The organism is Bacillus cereus group sp. BfR-BA-01356 (genome assembly GCF_022663635.1).
Lineage (GTDB): Bacteria > Bacillota > Bacilli > Bacillales > Bacillaceae_G > Bacillus_A > Bacillus_A cereus.
Genome location: NZ_JAKUFX010000132.1, coordinates 1 through 15,548 on the forward strand (window position 1 = coordinate 1; position 15,548 = coordinate 15,548).

A 15,548-nucleotide genomic window follows, 5' to 3' on the forward strand; every position below is an offset into this window, starting at 1 on the left:
GATATATCACCCATACAATTTTTATTAACATAACCTATCATTATCAATAGTTAACGATGCTAAAAATTTCGTTATGGGGTAATTAAAACTATTAGCTTGATAGGGATGTGGCGTTACCCTAATACTGTACAACTTTTTTATAAACGGTTGTAAGTTTCTACGTTTTTGACCATTCTGTACAACGATAACTTTGGTTTATTGATTTCACCTGTAATCTGGTAGCCTATCCTCTGATACAATTTAATGGCAAGTTGGTTCTCTTTCTTTACCGTCAGAGTGCATTTGGCAAAGCCTTGCAGCGAAGCTTGTTCCTCAGCAAATTCAATTAATCTGGTACCTATCCCTAGTCCTCGACTTTCGGGCAGTAAGGCAATTGTTCCGATGTGAAACTCGTCATCTTCTCCCTCCTTCAAGGTAAACATGGAATAAAGCATTTTGATATTCAGAATGTTATAAACAACAAAACCCAGCTTTCGGAACGAAAGCAGCTGTTTAAAAGTGGGCCAGGCAAGACGATTTAAAACGGGTATGGGATAGCAAGTAATCATCCCTAAAGTTTTCCCGTCCATTTGAGCTTCATAAGCGTATTGATGACTGAAACGGTTGTTCTCCTGCCGCCATAGCTTACAAAATGTCCAATCGACTGTGTTCTTCTCCTCAGATCCTGCAAGTGGAAACGCCATGTATTCCAATGCCATTACATTTAGCTGGACGCCGACCATGGATTGATGAACAGCCTTTACAATAGAGATTTTATTCATTATCCTATTGCTCCTTTTCACTTTCTATATTATTAATATTAATTATCATGGATGTGAATCAGTTCACTTCCCTCTCAATTCATCCTTAGCTTTGAAACCATAATAAAATGTATTTAAAACAAGCTCTGCAGCAGATTTTTTAGCCACATTTCCTTCATGTACCTGTTCCCAGGTATGGAAAAGCAGAGCATAAAGCGTATTCAAAATCCATTCGCTGCTAACCATTTGCTGAAAGTAACCTCTTTGTTGTAGCAGTTCAATAACGCGTCGTAAGGGTTCCCTCAGCTTCTCTTCTGCTTCACCTAATTCTTTGTTGTTAAATACAGATGCATCATGACCTAGAAAATAGATTTTGTCACCTAAAGGGATTAACGCTTCAATGAGTTCCGGGATATAGTTTTCGCTTCTTTCCTCATCCAGTGGAATCTGGTTTACAGTATCACTTACCAGTTGTATAGCCCGATGGCCCAAGAACAGCATCAATTTCTCCCTGCTTTCGACGTAGCGATGGAGTGTAGCAATTCCAATTCCCGCATATTCCGCAATTTCATTCATCGAAGCAGTAGGATTTTCAACAAGCAATATAGTAGCTGAATCAAGAATTGCATTAAATCTCGCTTCCTTCAACGCTGACAAGTCTTTCTTCATCGTCAATCTCTCCCTTTTTCTGTATAAAGTCGTCATTTTTGATAGATAAATATATCATTTGATATTATAATAAACAATCCCAAATAAAGTGTCCAGCTGCTGAATGTAGCTTTTCAAAAAGAATTATATTACTGAAACTGATAGCACTTTGAATGTTTCATTTTTAGCATTTCATTATTTAGATAACGATGAAGAAATTAAATTCTTTAATGTAATAAATACAAGAGCCAAAGGAAATGGTACGAGTTACTTTCTGCATAAAGTTATCGGTTTATTTTAAAATTCACTTCCGGGTATTTGGTCATCAGCCTTTTAAGGATGGAGCCGTCATCCTTCTGTTTTACATACTGGTCAAAAAATGCCAGACTGAATTCGTTGATAATACGATGAACTTCCTTTGGATTTTCACCTGGGCTCTGCAACACAGGGGAGAACAAATGTAAATCAGTGAAGCTTGTATGATCCGTATGAGGAATGAGCATTGACATACCACCACCAGCTAACCCACGTCCGTATCGCTCCCTCACTTCATAGGGATCTGCTTCATCAGGCTCTTCTGCACTCATGAGCAGAAACGGTTTTCCAATTCCATTTTCAGGAAAAAATTTCCCATAGAATGTACCATCCATATTGATAGCTGCTTTGACACGAGAATCTTTTGCAAGTATTTGTGCTGCGGTAGCTCCACCGTAAGAGTGGCCAAACATTCCAATTCGCGATGTATCCAGTCTTCCTGTAAAGAAGCCGGTCTCATCGTTTTGGTTAAGTTTCTCTATCTGACTAAGGACAAAGCTGACATCTTCCTCCCATAATTTTATGTGGCTATCCCCTTCATCAGTTAAATTGATGGGCTGTACGTAAGCAGTTCGACCATCTGGAAAGACGGTAGCTGCAGCATCAAAGGTATGATCGATACTTAGAACAATGTACCCTTGACTAGCCAACTCCTCAACTTGAAACGTGTTTTGATTACGAAAACCATTAAAACCATGAGAGAAAAGTAATATGGGATAGTGATTCTCTGAGTCTGAGAGTTGTAAATCCATAAACGAATGAGACTTTACCAATTCCATGTGGCTGAATGCAAATGCAGGAATGGACAATGTTTTTTCCAATCCCTTGGAGAGCTCATTTATGTTACGAATATAAGGTTCTCGATCCCCCTTGCTTTTTTCAGCTGCAGGATACCAAATTTGCACCATCAGTTCGCGCCGATCGGTTGGATTTTTCGAATATGGTTCATTTCTCTGATGATCAATCCAATGATATACCTTCGTACCGACCCTATGTGGTCCAGTTGGTTCTTCAAATGAAAATACTGGCATAAGTAAGGGTAGCGCAACTGCTACAGACAAATAGATACATAGCAACGAAGTCTTAACTATGAATATACCCGAACTTCTAAAACCCTTTTTCCGCCCAGTTAATAAATAGCATAAAATTAAGATAACTGGGGATATATATGCCGGAATCATCTGCCACCTAAAACCTTCTGCCAATAACTGAACTGTAACCATTACAACGGCAACCAAAGTAGCTAATTTAGACCACTTTTTCGTTTCTCTGCCTACTAACAGTACCCAACTCAATAGACTAAAATTTACAATTATCAAAACAAATTCCCAGAAATTCATTGGCCTATCTCCTTTGCATGCATTTTACTTCTAATTAAAGAGCTAGTTTTCAGCCTGAGCAAAAGCAGATGAAAAACCTATATAGTTGCACCGATTATGCTAATCGCTTCATCCACTCTACTCCTTTCTTCAAATTAAAAACTTAAAATGCCCAGCTACCTTTACGGAAAATTGGTTCTACAGTTCCATCTGATAGAATACCGTCGATGTCCATCTCACTGCTGCCAATCATAAAGTCCTCATGTGTTACTGAAATATTTGCACCTAACGTTTCAAGCTGATCGTTTTCTAAATCTCTTCCACCCTCTAAGCAAGTTGGATAAGCTTTACCAATCGCTAAATGGTTCGATGCATTTTCATCAAACAATGTATTAAAATATAAAATTCCCGATGCTGAAATTGGTGATTCATGTGGTACAAGTGCTACTTCACCTAAATAGCAAGAGCCTTCATCCACATTAATAAGCTCTTGTAATAAATCATATCCTACCTGTGCTTCAGCTTTAACAATTTTTCCTTCTTCAAATGTCAGTTTAAAGCCATCGATAATATTCCCTTGATAAACTAGTGGTTTTGTATTGCTTACATAGCCATTTACACCTTGTTTCATCGGTAACGTATAAACCTCTTCTGTCGGCATATTAGCCATGAAGATAGTATCATCAGGAGTTTTACCACCTCCAGTAATCCATTTATGCTGTGGTGCTAATGCAATTGTTAAATCAGTACCTGGCGCTGTATAGTGAAGCTTCATATATTTTTTATTGTTCAGTAGGACCGCACGAGATTCTAAATTTGTTACATGTTCACGCCATTTTTCAATAGCACCGCCTTCACCAATACGAACAGCTTTAAAAATAGCCTCCCATAATGCTGGTACTTGATCCTCAGCTGCTAAATCCGGGAACACCTTCGATGCCCACTTTGGTGAAGGAACTGCTACCATCGACCAAGCTATTGAATCCTTCATTACGGCGTTGCGATTGTTTCTCAGAGCAGCTCCTGCTACCTTTTGATAGGTAGCTAGACGCTCAGATGAAATACCTGTAAATTTATCAGGATCTGTAGCATCTATCATTAATAGTGCTCCTTTACGTTCGAGCAGCTCATCATTCATTTTGACTATCCACTCTGGGAAGCGATTAAATTCTTCATCTGAGGCATAATCAAAGTAAGCACGTTCCATTTCTTCATCCGAAAAATTAACATGAACACGCCCTGCCCCAGCCTTATAAGCCTCTTTGACAACTATACGGGCGAAATCCAATGCATCTACTGATGTATTGACTAATAAGTATTGCCCTGGTTGAATATTAACACCGATTTTCACCGTAAGTTCTGCATATGCTTGTAATTTTTCTTCAAAAGTCATATTATTTACCTCGCTTTTATCAAATTGGTTTTGAATTCCCCTCACTAACCTGCTTTCATACCATACTTTCTAAACTTTGATTAAATTAATATTGGTTTGTTTTTCAAAAAATCTAATCAAAGGTATCAAACACTACATCAAATTATAGAGTTCTTTATTGTGAAAGCTCACTCATTTCTTCCCAATCTTTTCAATGCTGCTGCACCTAAAGGCTTACCATCAATGGGGCGTTTAACATTCTCAATCACTCCTTTATCTTTACAAAAGTATTTTTGATAGATAAATATATCATTCGACATAAGATTAAATCATTTTAAACGAATTATCAAGTCGTAAAATTTAATTTTTAAAAAATTCGGTAAAAAAACTATATGAACATGGATTCTATCAAAGGAAGCGATAACGAAAAGATTTTTACGCACACATGGATACGAAATTACCGCTCAAAAATACCCCCCCTACATTTATCTGCAAGAGGGCTATCTTTTTATTCATTTTGCCAATAAACAAACATGTTTCCACTTTACCAATCTTTTTTCATGTTTATATTATCCTATCTAGATGAAGATATCTCCTAGAGGTAACACCACATGCCCATCAAGTTAAGAGTTTAATTGTTGCCATAAAACGGGAAAACTGAACCGGATTTTTATGAATAATTATGAAGAGATAGAATTTTAGTTTTGGGGATATTTCAAAAGTTTAGCTTGATGGGTATGTGAATCTCCTCTCTATAACAAATATTTTTTAGTAAATGTTAAAAATTTTGCGAGAGTGTAAATTTTTAACATTTTATTTTTTCTCAATTGTATAACTTTATTTTTGAATTATACTTAATTCGTAATCCCAAAATTAGGAAAGGAGCTTTAAGATAGGACATTTATCTTAAATGTTTACTTGGAGGAGTGATTAAAAAAATCAATGAAGGTAATGTGTTTCTAAATTAATCAGGAAGAGAACTTGAAATGTTACTATGCTTTTTTTACTCATCTAAAAATATCATCAACATTTTTTAATAAGTGCGAATTTAAAAAATCTACTTTCGGCATTAATGAAAAAGCTGATATTTCGTATGTAAGTAATTAATGAATTTGAACGAAAGGACTGATCTATATGAACAGCAGAAAAAATTGTAGATTACAAAAAACTATAAAGGTGTTTGCAACATCCACTATTTTAGCAACCACGTTATTTACACCTATTATGTCAAACAATTTAGATGTACATGCTGAAACTGCACAAACTGCAACTCAATTTGAACAAAGAGAGTTTGATCTGCCAGGTACAGGAAGTTTTTGGGATGAAGCAAAAAGAGAAAAAAGAGGTGAGCAAAAAAATTATATGCCAACAGGCATATATGTGAAGCCTAATGAACAGGTTACAATTACAGTATCAGGAACGCAAAAGATTAGAGCCATTATTGGGACACATCAATATGATAAAGAATGGGGAAAAGAAATTGATCTTTCTCCGGGCTCTAATACTATCTCTTCACCAAACGGCGGCGTATTAGGGTTAGATAATTTTCAAAGCACAGGAACAGTTAAGGTGCAAGTAACGCAAGGCGGTAGTCCTATTCCTTTCTTTGTATTAGGAAAACACACAAAAGCAGACTGGATTGCCATGATGAACAACTTTCCAAATGCACATGCAGTACAATTGAAATCAGAACGAGCCGTACTAACTGTAACTCGTGATAGTGCCAATAAATATATTGTAAATCAAGATCCTGTGCCCCTATTAAATAAATATGATGATATGATTCGAGCACAAGACAAGTTAGCAGGGCTATCTGAAACGGATCCTAATCCTTTACATCGTTCAACTCGTCGTATTTGGGCCTTTGTAGAAAATCCTAACGCACAAAGTTGGGGCATGTATGCAAGTTGGGATGGAGCCGTCTTTACGACTGCTGGTGAAGCTATCAAAAGTACTTTAAATGTAAATGAGTTTGGATGGGGACAAATGCACGAAGCGGGACATGCACGACAACAATATCCATGGACGTGGAATGATTTAAGAGGTATGGGTGAAGTAACTAATAATCTATATTCATTAGCTGCATTCAAGAAAATATACCCAAATATACCAACACGTTTAGATACAGAGGGAGATTATAATAGAGCTTTTACGTATTTAAAACAAACAAATAAAGAATATAAAAATATTGACGACCTGTTTGTAAAACTTGTTATGCTTTGGCAACTTCATTTGGCATATGGGGATGATTTTTATCCAAATCTCCACAAATTATATCGTGAGATACCTGAAGATCAACTTCCCAAAACAGACGAGGATAAAATACAGGCATTTATTTACAATACATCAAAAATAGCAAAACAAAATGTACTGCCATTCTTTGATAAATGGGGATTGAAAGCAACACAAGAAACGAGACAAAAAGTAGAAGCTTTAAACACCCCAACATTAATTGCACCTATATGGGAAGCGACGGATGCTAAACCTGTTAAACCACTTGCTGTATTGTCAAAAAAAATAATGAAGGCAAGTGCAAATAGTGAGGAATCAACGGGCTCAGCTAGTAAGGCGATAGATGGAAAAACCGATACATTTTGGCATAGTACTTGGACACCAAATCAATATCCTTACAATTTGACACTAGAACTTGGTGATACACATACCATTTCACAATTGTCATATCTTCCAAGGCAAGATTGGTCAGAAAATGGCCGTATTTTAACTTACAATATTTATACGAGTGTAGACGGCATTACGTATGACAAAATATCATCAGGAACATGGGAAAATAATAGTGATAAGAAAACGGCAACATTTACCCCAGTTACTGCAAAGTATGTAAAAGTGGAAGTAACGAAAGGACAAAATGGATTTGCTTCAGCAGCTGAAGTAGATATTTTAGGGTATTAATTATTTTCACTTGTAAATGAGTATATGATCACAGGGTGGATTTTGAAATATTTTGAGAATCTGTCCTGTGATATTTTTTGCGTATTTCATGTTCTGTTTTCACTTTATAATTTCTGATAGGAAATTAAGTGAATAAGTTTTAGTTAATACCAATAAAGTAAAAGTCTATAATGATTCTTCAAAAATTTCTTCCTCAAAAATCTTTTTTTGTTTCAACATTTTTCTGACTACTTAGTTTTTCAAACACTGCTTCTGCTTCTTGACCATAATCTCTAAATGTACCTCCAGCAACAGAATCAGTTTCTAAATATTTTACCTTTGAAATCAGATTAGGAGTTAAGGAACCCTTATTCTCATCTCCTACTAAAGACATATACATAATTATAAATAGAAATAGAAATATAACTAATAATCCTAATGTTATTTTCCCTATTTATTGTCTCCTGTTCCAAAAAAAACAGTTTCTGTCTATCATACCAACAATAGGGAATGTTCTTTTAGAATTTATAAAAAATATAAAAATACATGACAAACTTATATATAATTGCAAGCTCAACTCTCACAAAAAACAGGATAAAAAAATAAACAGCAGAACTAGTCCACTGTTTACTTTGCCACACCTTCATGTAATTTTTCTGTATAATCCTTTACATCTTTCCAGCTATCTTTCGCTGTATGTAAATCTTCTTTTATAAACGTAAACTCTTCCGGACTAATTCCTTTTACGTTTTGTAGTAAATTATTATATTTTGCACCTACTGTATACCATTGATTTGATATGTTTTGTAGTGCTGTAATTGCTGCATCAATTGTTTCTGTCATGTTTGTTGTTTTATTTTTTACATCAGTCAAAATTACGACTTCTGCTTGTGCTCCTGAAATTCTATCTTTTAAATTGGCGATTTCTCTTTCTGCATTTGCGATATCTTTTTTCGCAACCGCAATCATCGGCCCGCCAGCAAGACATGTTATTAGAGCTACGCAAAGTACGCCACCAGCAATGACCATATCATTACTCTTTTTAATCGAATCGTTATATGTATTTATTTGTTGCTCTAGAGCTGGAATACCAGCATTCGTACTTGCCAATATCGATGTTAACTGATTTGTATCCTCTTTGAAACTATTTGTATCTTTCGCCATTCTATCGCGAAAAGCTTTCAAATTTCCTAATAATCCATCTACCTCATTTTGATTCTTTACAATATCCGCATACAACTTTTCTAAATCCGCTTTTAATTTCCCGCTATCCTTTTGATCAATCGCTATTAACATGTCATTATAATACGATTGAAAAGTATTATTGTAATTTATAATATTTTGATCTGTTTTCATAATTTGAGGCTTCATATTATTTAACCAATATGCTGCATTAATTTTTGCATCTCTTTGATGCTGAATCATATTCCCTTTAAATTCACTATTAATCGAACTTATTTTACTTAAATCCGTCTCTTGTTGATTTTGAATTAATTTTGCATATGAATCCATTGCAAATATGCTTGATGTCGTTTGTGCCATTACATCTTGGAATCCTGCTGGTCCAAGAGAATAGTTTTTCACATTTTCTTGTAGCACCGTTACATTTTGTTCTGCTGCAAAAGGATGTAAAGGAAATGCGTTACTCGTTGCCACCCCAGCAATCATTACCGCTAAAAGACATTTTTTATAAAATCGTTTCTGCATATTTTTCACCTATTCTCTTTATAAGGATATCAAAAGCTCCTGCTCACAACTGAACAGGAGCTTCAAATCATTCATCAACACTTAACGCCCTAACGATTCGTATTCGATTATGCTTTTTTCGTATCTACTACTTTAATATCTTCAGCATAAATCTTTTCTGCATAGTCTTTAATGTTTTTCCAGCTATCTTTCGCAATGTTTAAATCTTCTTTAATGAAAACAAGATCGTTTGGACTAATTGAATCCACATTTTGAAGTAAAGAATTGTATTTTGATCCCATTGTATACCATTGGTTTGAAATGTTTTGCAACGCTGTAATTGCAGTATCAATCGTATTTGTTAAATACTCAGTTTGTGTTTTAATGTTCGTTAACCCAGCTACTTCTAATTGAGCAGTTGTAATTTGTCCAGTTATTTTTTGAATTTCAGCTTGTGCATTGTCAAGTTCTTTCTTCGCCAATACGATACCAGCTGTACCACCGCCTACAGCTGCTGCACCACCTGCAATTAATGCGACTCCTAGCGGTGTTCCTGCGCCCGTAGCAATAACTACTGCACCACCAATAATTGCAATTGGTCCTAGAGCTGTCGCAACAGATGAACCGATAATAATTGCATTATATTTACTAATTGCTTCATTGTACGTTGTAATTTGATTTTGCAGAAGCGGAATCCCTGCATCTTGACTAGCTAATATAGATGTAATTTGATTTGCATCACCCTTGAAGTTTTGCGTATCCGACGTCATTTTATTTCGGAATTTCTTTAAGTCTTCTACTAACTGATCCACTTGCGCTTTATTTTCATTAATACTACTTGATAATCTAGTTAGGCCTTTCGTAAGAGTCGCTTTATCTTTTGCATCTACCGCAGCAACTAAAGTATCATAATAGTTTTGGAATTTCGTATTGTAGTTAATGATGTTTTGATTCGTTGAAATAAGCTGTGGCTTTAATACATCTAACCATTGCTTCGCATTTCCTCTAGCTGTATCTTGGTGCTGAATGACTTTTCCTTTTAAAGCTGCATCAACAGTCGATACATTTCCAAAGTTAACATTACCTTGTTTAATAATTGTTAAAGCATACAGATCCATTACTAAAGCATTTGAACCTGTTCTTTCCATTGCATCTTTCAAGCCTTCTGGTCCTAATGAATATTCTTCATAGTCATTATAAGCTTTTGCTACCGCATGAACTGGAGCTTGTTTCACTGTACTTTCAGCTGCATACGTATGAGCCGGCATAATATTTCCTGCTGCAAATACTGCCATCAGTGCTGATAGAGCCATTACTTTATAAGGTTTTTTTGTCATTTTTCTTCTCTCCCTATATCGCTAATTATTTTTCTGTTTAATGTACTTCAACGTTTGTAACGTAATCTTCAAATTGATTTGTTTGCTTATTCATTTCATCACTTACTTTTTTAATTTGATTAAAATGTTTTTGAAGTAAACTACTGTCTGTATACGTGCCTTCTTCAACATTTGTTTGAATTTGAATCATATTATTATTTAAAACTTTCCAATCCGTTAATAACGTTTCTAAAGTTGTAATTTGACGATCAATTAATTCTGTAAAGCTATTTACTTGATCTTCAACGAATGTAATTTGAGTCGCCTCTGCTTCAGTTTGTGATAACTTTTGAATAAGTGGCAATAACTCTTTTTGCTTTTGCTGAATGCGAAGAGCTGCTTCTCTCGTTTGACTATCTGCGGCATTTACAATTTCATTACTTAAAGTACCGATAGAAACAAAATCGATTGTTTTCGTTTGTGCAGTTTGATTTGTGATTGTAAATACTTGTTTACCGATATTAATAGAACCTTTAATGATTTCTTGAGGTCTATTCAAAATAGTAGTTAGTTCAGCTTGAATTTCCCCTTGAATCCTTTTAATATCTTCTCTTAATTTCACAATATCTCCACTTGATCCTTGCAGTGTTTTTATTGCTTCATCGGCTTTAATTGATAAGTTGTTACTATCTTTGTCTAATACTGTTTTAAATCGATTTAACTCTAATAAATCTTGCTCCATACTCTCTTGGATGCTTTGTACTTGCAATTGTAATTTTCCATATGCACTCATAAAATCTACTTTTGCTTGCTGATCTTCATTTACGTTTCCTGCTAGTTCATAGAGCTTACTATAATAGCTATTAAATCTAGTGCTGTATCTCATCATCTCTTGATTTAAGTCAATTAGCTTCGGATTATATTCATCAATCCACTCTCGTACATTCGCCTTTGCAAACTTTTGATGATTCGTTAAGCTACTCATCGCATTGACCTTAATGTCTGGCTGTTGCAAAATAATTAATCCGTATGCTTGAATAAGCGGTGATTGTGATCCTAACATTCTAATTGAATTGGATAATGTATTTGGAGCAATTACATTTTGCGCATATACTGTTTTCACTTCCGTTTGCCCCTCCTTAGCGTAAGCGCTTACAGGAATGAAGCAACTCGTAGATACTGCTGTAACCAATAACCCTGTAATTAAAGTTTTTTTCACTTTAACTCCTCCTATGTATTAGCAACTATTACTATCGCATTTTATTATTCTATTTTCTTGCATATAATTTAAGATGGTTAAAATAGAGGACGTACTCACCTTGATTGACGTACGAACCATCTCTCCCAACTGTTATTGCTACAGTACTTACTTATTGTTATAAAACTTTTCATATGTGCTTAGTATGAATAACATTGCATAAATTTTCTATCGACCCTCATTTTCCACATCGATACAGTGAATATACTACATAAAAATATTATTCATTTTAAACTTAATAACGTAAGTAAATATGAAATTCCGTTTTGTTTTCATATATGTTTTGTACTGTAAGGACATTTAAACACAGCTGTTTATATAACGTAAAGAAGTATTTTCATTCCCTTTATTTCCAAGCTTTCATGTCCTTATTTCAAAATATAATCCGATTCACTTTATCGATTGAAATATCTATATATCACAACAGAAAACACTACTTATAAATAACTAATAAAATTATATCCATATAACTTTTAAACCCATATGCAATTATGCATAGCATATACACAAAAAGGATAGCTTCATTTTCACGAAGCTATCCTTCAAAAATCTTCTTATTTTTTCAAATGATATGGAACTGTCGTAATAACAACATTTCTTTTATAAAGTAAATACGCACGTATGAGTAAACTGGATTGATTATGAAGAATGTTATGCCAACCTTTTTTCGGAATGAACTGTGGTATAACGACCGTAACGCGGTAATTCGATTCACTTGCCTTATATTGCACTGTATCAATGAACTTCGTTAGCGGCTGAATAATACTTCTATAATGAGAATGTAATGTAACAAGCCTTACTTCAGGTTGCCACACCTTCCATTTCTCTTCAAATTTCTTTTCCTCTTCTCTGTCAAAAGCAACATATACAGCGATAACTTGATCTGCAGAAAGAGATTTCGCATAGTTCAATGAATTTTCTACTACATGCGTCATACCTGCTACAGGAACGACAATTACATTCCCCTCAATTGGAATAAGAGGTTCGCAAGTTTTTAAACTTAATTGATCACCCACTGCATCATAATGCTTCTTAATTCGATGGAATAAGAAGATAATAACTGGTAAGAAAATAAGAATCGACCAAACTTGTGCAAATTTAGTTAAAAAGAACATGCTCATTACGATAAAACTAATAACTGCACCAATTAAATTAACCGTTAATCTTAAAGCCCATCCTTCAGGCTTTTCGCGAAGCCATTTTAATACCATCCCTGTTTGAGAAAGTGTAAATGGAATAAATACACCTACTGCATATAACGGAATTAAATGTTCTGTTTGTCCTTGGAAAGCTACAATTAAAATAATCGAAGCAACTCCAAGTATAATAATACCGTTTGAGTAACCTAGACGGTCTCCTCTAATCGTAAACATTCTCGGTATGAATTTATCTTTTGCAAGGTTAACCGCTAATAAAGGAAATGCAGAATAACCTGTATTAGCAGCGAGAATTAATATTAAAGCTGTTGTACCTTGTATGAAATAGTACATGAAATTACGTCCAAATGTTTGTTCAGCAATTTGAGAAACAACTGTTACTTCTTTACTCGGAGTCACTCCGTAATAATAAGCTAAAAATACAATTCCTGAAAATAACACAGCAAGTAATGCACCCATTGCAAGCAATGTTTTTGCAGCATTGTTTGGCGCAGGATCTTTAAAGTTCGGAATTGCATTTGAAATTGCTTCAACACCTGTTAAAGCAGAACTACCTGATGCAAATGCTCTTAACAGTAAAAACAAACTAATACCCGCAACCGGCGTTCCGATCGGCGTGTGTAAAGTTGGTGAAACGTGACCAGTCAAAATATTATATATGCCTACACCAATTAATATAAATAGGGCTAAAACAAATAAATAAACAGGATATGCTAAAACAGAAGCTGATTCCGTTACTCCTCTTAAATTTAAGATCGTAATAAATATAACAAATATAATCGCAATGATCACATTATGTGCATGTAAACTAGGAAAAGCAGATGTTAGCGCATCTGTACCTGCAGATACACTTACCGCAACAGTTAAAATATAGTCAACTAATAAAGATCCTCCAGCAATTAAGCCTGGATTCATCCCTAAATTTTCTTTTGATACAACATACGCTCCCCCGCCATGCGGATAAGCAAAAATAATTTGACGATAAGATAAAATAAGGGCTGTCAATAATACTAATACCCCAACAGCGATCGGAATGGAATACCAATAAGCGATCGCTCCAACACCTGCTAAAGCAATTAAAATTTGCTCTGGACCGTAAGCAACTGATGACAATGCGTCAGAAGATAAAATAGCTAAAGCTTTCGTTTTATTAAGCTTTTGTTCTCCAAGCTCTGTTGATTTTAACGGTCTTCCAATTAAAAATCTTTTAATAGATGAAACCAATGCTGTCCACTCTCCAATAATTTTGTACGAACTTTTCTGCTTGTTACAGCCAGTAAACTATTTCTTCAGAAAACAAAAAATGTCTACAAGCCATAGCGAAATAGACTTGTAGACATTATTTTTTTTGTCGCACAAGCTCCACCTTCCTTCTCAATATAACGCTTACGAGGTTAGCTGTCGGATTCGGGCCTATGAGTAGCCCTACCTTTTTCAAGGATTCACCCCATCGGATTATGTACTAATCCGTAAAAACGGGTCCCCCGTACCATGCGGTTTCAGCGATTTAGAAAATTGAAACTGTGGATTATAATACTCCTTTATTTTCAAAAAGTAAACAAAAATTTTTAATAAGAAAAAAATTAAAATGATTGCGCATAATCCGCTGAGAAATATACATAATGAATATTAAAAATCCGCAAAGGAGACCCATATGTCTAAAGAAAAGAAGCCTATTTTTTCCGATTCATATTTAGATGCAGTAGCAAATGAAATTAATCAGTTATATGGTAAACGTGAACAGGAAATAAATTTGACAGATAGAACGAAAAGAAATAAATAATTTTTCATACATCTAATTCTATTACAGATTTGTTAAAGGTCATCTCTTCATACACCTTTAAATTTTGATATATAGATTCTAATAATGGTGCCGCTATAGAAAATTTCTCTGCTACATCCAGTAAATATCCTTGCAAGTGCTTCCCTTCAATAAACGAACCCTTTTCCATATCACGTTGCATTGATGACTTCATATCATACGAAATTTTATCAATCGTTTTCATATGTTCCTGGGCAATATTAGCCTTTACTGGAGCTCCTAATACTCTCATGATTTGTACAGATTCCTCAAACACATTACGGATAAAATCACGGCCGCCTTCACTTTCACGGATTGGTCCAATTGGTGCACGCATTAACGTTGTCACACCTGACATTACAGTAATAAATAAATATTTATGCCACATATCTTGCGTAATATTTTCACTTAAAACAAAACTAGATTTCGTACCTGAAAATGCTTTAGAAATATGCTTTACTCTCTCTGAATTTTGAGACTTAATTTCTCCAAACACAAGTCTGTTGGCAGCGCTAGTTTGTACAATTTCTCCTTGATCGTTTAACGTCGTCTCGATAAAGCATAAACCGCCAATTACTTTTTCTTCGCCGAATTCTTTTTGTAATAGCGATAAATGAGCGATACCATTTAACAATGGAATGATTACAGTATTTTCGCCAACAAACGGCTTCAAATCTTGAATTGCCTCGTTTAAGTGATACGCTTTTGTTGAAAATAAAATAACATCAAATGGAGAAGTTCGCTCTTCTTTCGTTATTAATTTCGGTCGGAAGGAAAAATCCCCGTTAACACTTCGGATTACAAGTCCTCTTTCCTCTAATTGTTTTTTCCGTTTACTACGAACAAGAAACGTGACATCTTCTCCCTTCTCGACTAATCTGCCACCAAAAAATCCTCCGACTCCACCAGCGCCTAATACTAAAATCCGCATACAGCATCCCCCTCGTATATTAATATTTAAGCCCTATCTCAGGCTTAGTTTTACTCTCTAATAAGAGTCCAGTAATAAAGAAAATACTTGGACGTCTCAAGATATTTCTAGATAAT

Annotated in this window: 12 protein-coding genes and 1 riboswitch; of the genes, 2 read left to right on the plus strand and 10 right to left on the minus strand. The window is 34.9% G+C overall.

Annotation, left to right across the window (positions count from 1 at the left end):
• Positions 1-137: 137 nt before the first annotated feature.
• The 4 genes from MR168_RS27550 to MR168_RS27565 form a co-directional block, all read right to left on the minus strand.
• Positions 138-761: a GNAT family N-acetyltransferase gene (locus MR168_RS27550; RefSeq protein ID WP_242291636.1), complete on the minus strand. Its 624-nt coding sequence runs from the start codon at positions 759-761 to the stop codon at positions 138-140.
• Between the two features lie 63 nt (positions 762-824).
• Positions 825-1,409 carry a TetR/AcrR family transcriptional regulator gene (locus MR168_RS27555; RefSeq protein WP_000710978.1) on the minus strand — a complete coding sequence of 195 codons (585 nt, stop codon included), beginning with the start codon at positions 1,407-1,409 and terminating at the stop codon, positions 825-827.
• A 263-nt stretch (positions 1,410-1,672) separates the two neighbouring features.
• Entirely contained in the window at positions 1,673-3,043 is a 1,371-nt protein-coding gene (locus MR168_RS27560) for an alpha/beta hydrolase family protein (RefSeq protein WP_044307028.1), read from the minus strand.
• A 142-nt stretch (positions 3,044-3,185) separates the two neighbouring features.
• The gene (locus MR168_RS27565; RefSeq protein ID WP_086411633.1) at positions 3,186-4,415 is read right to left on the minus strand and encodes an aminopeptidase; all 1,230 of its coding nucleotides are present in this window, start codon (positions 4,413-4,415) and stop codon (positions 3,186-3,188) included.
• Between the two features lie 1,113 nt (positions 4,416-5,528).
• Between MR168_RS27565 and MR168_RS27570 the strand changes: the two genes are divergently transcribed.
• Positions 5,529-7,304, plus strand: a complete 1,776-nt coding sequence (locus MR168_RS27570) for a M60 family metallopeptidase (protein ID WP_086411632.1) — start codon at positions 5,529-5,531, stop codon at positions 7,302-7,304.
• Between the two features lie 193 nt (positions 7,305-7,497).
• Here the strand turns inward: MR168_RS27570 and MR168_RS27575 are convergent, their stop codons facing one another.
• The 5 genes from MR168_RS27575 to MR168_RS27595 form a co-directional block, all read right to left on the minus strand.
• Positions 7,498-7,677, minus strand: a complete 180-nt coding sequence (locus tag MR168_RS27575; protein WP_000060531.1) for a hypothetical protein — start codon at positions 7,675-7,677, stop codon at positions 7,498-7,500.
• Positions 7,678-7,910: 233 nt separating this feature from the next.
• Entirely contained in the window at positions 7,911-8,990 is a 1,080-nt protein-coding gene (nheC, locus tag MR168_RS27580; protein WP_001171992.1) for a non-hemolytic enterotoxin NHE subunit C, read from the minus strand.
• 107 nt (positions 8,991-9,097) lie between these two features.
• Positions 9,098-10,306: a non-hemolytic enterotoxin NHE subunit B gene (gene nheB / locus MR168_RS27585; RefSeq protein ID WP_000162975.1), complete on the minus strand. Its 1,209-nt coding sequence runs from the start codon at positions 10,304-10,306 to the stop codon at positions 9,098-9,100.
• A gap of 37 nt (positions 10,307-10,343) precedes the next feature.
• Positions 10,344-11,504 carry a non-hemolytic enterotoxin NHE subunit A gene (gene nheA / locus MR168_RS27590; RefSeq protein WP_061884005.1) on the minus strand — a complete coding sequence of 387 codons (1,161 nt, stop codon included), beginning with the start codon at positions 11,502-11,504 and terminating at the stop codon, positions 10,344-10,346.
• Positions 11,505-12,097: 593 nt separating this feature from the next.
• Positions 12,098-13,924, minus strand: a complete 1,827-nt coding sequence (locus MR168_RS27595; protein WP_000254900.1) for an APC family permease — start codon at positions 13,922-13,924, stop codon at positions 12,098-12,100.
• A gap of 144 nt (positions 13,925-14,068) precedes the next feature.
• Positions 14,069-14,215: riboswitch (cyclic di-AMP (ydaO/yuaA leader) on the minus strand.
• 139 nt (positions 14,216-14,354) lie between these two features.
• Between MR168_RS27595 and MR168_RS33475 the strand changes: the two genes are divergently transcribed.
• Positions 14,355-14,483, plus strand: coding sequence for a hypothetical protein (locus MR168_RS33475; protein ID WP_000031873.1), 129 nt, complete (start codon positions 14,355-14,357; stop codon positions 14,481-14,483).
• A gap of 4 nt (positions 14,484-14,487) precedes the next feature.
• Here the strand turns inward: MR168_RS33475 and panE are convergent, their stop codons facing one another.
• Positions 14,488-15,432: a 2-dehydropantoate 2-reductase gene (gene panE / locus MR168_RS27600; RefSeq protein ID WP_001221912.1), complete on the minus strand. Its 945-nt coding sequence runs from the start codon at positions 15,430-15,432 to the stop codon at positions 14,488-14,490.
• Between the last annotated feature and the right edge of the window lie 116 nt (positions 15,433-15,548).

What these genes read in the sequence shown, in the direction of transcription:
- MR168_RS27560 (WP_044307028.1), bottom strand. Translation starts at nt 3,043, where the DNA reads ATGAATTTCTGGGAATTTGTTTTGATAATTGTAAATTTTAGTCTATTG.
- MR168_RS27550 (WP_242291636.1), bottom strand. Translation starts at nt 761, where the DNA reads ATGAATAAAATCTCTATTGTAAAGGCTGTTCATCAATCCATGGTCGGC.
- MR168_RS27565 (WP_086411633.1), bottom strand. Translation starts at nt 4,415, where the DNA reads ATGACTTTTGAAGAAAAATTACAAGCATATGCAGAACTTACGGTGAAA.
- MR168_RS27570 (WP_086411632.1), top strand. Translation starts at nt 5,529, where the DNA reads ATGAACAGCAGAAAAAATTGTAGATTACAAAAAACTATAAAGGTGTTT.
- MR168_RS27555 (WP_000710978.1), bottom strand. Translation starts at nt 1,409, where the DNA reads ATGAAGAAAGACTTGTCAGCGTTGAAGGAAGCGAGATTTAATGCAATT.
- MR168_RS33475 (WP_000031873.1), top strand. Translation starts at nt 14,355, where the DNA reads ATGTCTAAAGAAAAGAAGCCTATTTTTTCCGATTCATATTTAGATGCA.
- nheC (WP_001171992.1), bottom strand. Translation starts at nt 8,990, where the DNA reads ATGCAGAAACGATTTTATAAAAAATGTCTTTTAGCGGTAATGATTGCT.
- MR168_RS27575 (WP_000060531.1), bottom strand. Translation starts at nt 7,677, where the DNA reads ATGTCTTTAGTAGGAGATGAGAATAAGGGTTCCTTAACTCCTAATCTG.
- panE (WP_001221912.1), bottom strand. Translation starts at nt 15,432, where the DNA reads ATGCGGATTTTAGTATTAGGCGCTGGTGGAGTCGGAGGATTTTTTGGT.
- nheB (WP_000162975.1), bottom strand. Translation starts at nt 10,306, where the DNA reads ATGACAAAAAAACCTTATAAAGTAATGGCTCTATCAGCACTGATGGCA.